This is a genomic window from Psychrobacter phenylpyruvicus DSM 7000 = NBRC 102152 (assembly GCF_000685805.1).
In the GTDB taxonomy this organism is placed as follows: Bacteria; Pseudomonadota; Gammaproteobacteria; order Pseudomonadales; family Moraxellaceae; genus Psychrobacter; species Psychrobacter phenylpyruvicus.
This window is the reverse complement of record NZ_JMKP01000083.1, coordinates 1-1,928: the sequence shown is the minus strand read 5'-3', so window position 1 is coordinate 1,928 and position 1,928 is coordinate 1. Positions and strand designations below refer to the sequence as shown.

The window sequence follows — 1,928 nt, the reverse complement described above, 5'->3', positions numbered from 1 at the left end:
CTTGTTTTCTCTCTTCACTGTATCTGGACATCTTTGTTCCTTGTTACCCCCTTTTACTTGATTGTTAGGGGTGACAACTATCCTGACACAGGGGGAGAGCCTTCAGTACCTAAAGGACTTGTATTTATCACTTCATACCCTCCATCATAATTACTGAGTATCTAATGCTTAAAACATTTACGTACATCATGGAATGTTATTTTTATCAAGATTGGCAGTCAGAATTTGCTCAACCTAAAGATGTATTGCTTTATTTTGCTACAAAAGAGAATTCGAGAATATTACATAATTTAATTGCTGATATTGAATACATATTGAGTACATATTGAAAAATAATTTATCTCAAAATATTTTTGAAGAAAATCACTTAGACTTTGACCCATTGTTAGAAGGTTATAGCAGTGAAAAAGAGTGGTTTGAAGATGCTCACATCATTTTGTCGGAACTGAGCAGAGAATAGTAAAAACTTAGGTCAATGAAAGATAGTTGATAAAAACCGGCCCTTATTCGTTATTTATCTTCGAGTCTTGATAGGTTTTTAAATGGACTACATGAATACGGCGAGCATGAAATTGAAGAAGACTAAAGTTGTGTGTATACCTAAAATAAAAGTAAGCTTTGAGCAAGATTTTTAGTTAATTGTTTATAAGTACCTAACTTCAGTTTGATTACCATTTGAAGCTACGATAAAAATTATCGTAGCTTTTTTATTGATTTAGACTAATCTTTAAAACAACTGAAGAACACTCATTTTGTATAAATGGTCAAGGCTAGCATAAAGTCTCTATTTTAGAAGCTAAAATTAAGCTACTGGATAAGCACAGTAATGCAAAAACAATCATTATCAGTCAAACTGTTTTAGATCGAAATAAAATTAAGCTACAAAAATAATATAGAGGAGTTAAGCTGTGACTAAAGTTAGCTATCTTGATTTTAGAATTAATGTCTTAGATGATTTTTTCTTATGTTTAGCAAATAAGCCCAAAGTTAATTTAACTTATGAAGAGGCTTTAGGTTACGTATCTTATAACTTTGAAAGTGGCTTTAACGAAGTTGAAAATTTTATAGTGGATTTTGTCTTGTATGTACTCTGTAGCGACTTTGAGTTTACTAAAGATTTATCTAAAGTATTAAATAAAGGACTATCACAGGTAATCAATTCAAGCTATTTTAAAGAAATAATCAGACAAATTGATACTAGTGATAAGAATGACTTGTTACATGACCTTTATTTATCTAAATTAATTTCTAAAGAACAAAGAGATTTCTTAACCAATAACTGATAATTAAAGTTAAGTTATACTTGAACTGAACTAATAAAAGGACTTGGCCTTACCTGATTATAATCTCATTCAACATATTGCTTGATACTATTGATAGCCACAAATTGAGTCTTACAATTACGTCGATATATAAGCTCATTTTTTATTAATGCCACATAAGTTCCCTGATCAACAAACCGCAGGAGTTGGTGTCGATGCCAATATCGATGCTAGAGTGTTTACTCATGATGGTAGAACCCATATTATTGAAGAGCTAAAAGATATTAGGAAGAATACTAAAACTGCCAGTAAGAGAAAATTAATTGAGTTATACAATACATGGAATAGATAAAAATGAATTTATTTGAGTTTAGCACTGAAGATTATTGCTCAGAAGAACGTATCTCAGCGGAGTTTAATAAGTATTTTAAAAATATGATAACGCTTGTTAGTCAAGACGTATTTTGGGATCTACTTGATAATGCTTCTATTGAAGACAAAATGATAGCCATTGACGTAGTAGATAATAGATGTGATTACAACAATACTGGTGATAACCACAAAACTTTCATTAGTGGATATTCAAGCTTTGATGACATAACAATCTTAAAAGAGTTTTATAGATACTTGTCGAAGGAGCTTAATACAGAAGTTGCTTTCAATGGA

Annotated in this window: 5 protein-coding genes; all 5 read left to right on the top strand. The window is 30.6% G+C overall.

From position 1 onward, the window contains the following. Positions 1-164 precede the first annotated feature (164 nt). Positions 165-329 (top strand): contact-dependent growth inhibition system immunity protein, encoded by a 165-nt coding sequence (locus G561_RS15750; RefSeq protein WP_162165213.1) that lies wholly within the window; start codon positions 165-167, stop codon positions 327-329. After that, on the top strand, positions 326-460 hold the full coding sequence (locus G561_RS15680) for a hypothetical protein (protein WP_255210313.1): 135 nt from the start codon (positions 326-328) through the stop codon (positions 458-460). The genes G561_RS15750 and G561_RS15680 overlap by 4 nt, the downstream gene beginning before the upstream one ends. Positions 461-908: 448 nt before the next feature. Then, positions 909-1,283, top strand: a complete 375-nt coding sequence (locus G561_RS0113445; RefSeq protein ID WP_028859990.1) for a hypothetical protein — start codon at positions 909-911, stop codon at positions 1,281-1,283. A gap of 148 nt (positions 1,284-1,431) precedes the next feature. Continuing rightward, a complete protein-coding gene (locus G561_RS0113440; protein ID WP_028859989.1) occupies positions 1,432-1,614 on the top strand; it encodes a hypothetical protein in 183 nt (60 codons plus the stop codon). Between the two features lie 2 nt (positions 1,615-1,616). After that, a partial coding sequence (locus tag G561_RS14835) for a hypothetical protein (protein ID WP_037032609.1) occupies positions 1,617-1,928 on the top strand: 312 nt, incomplete at its 3' end.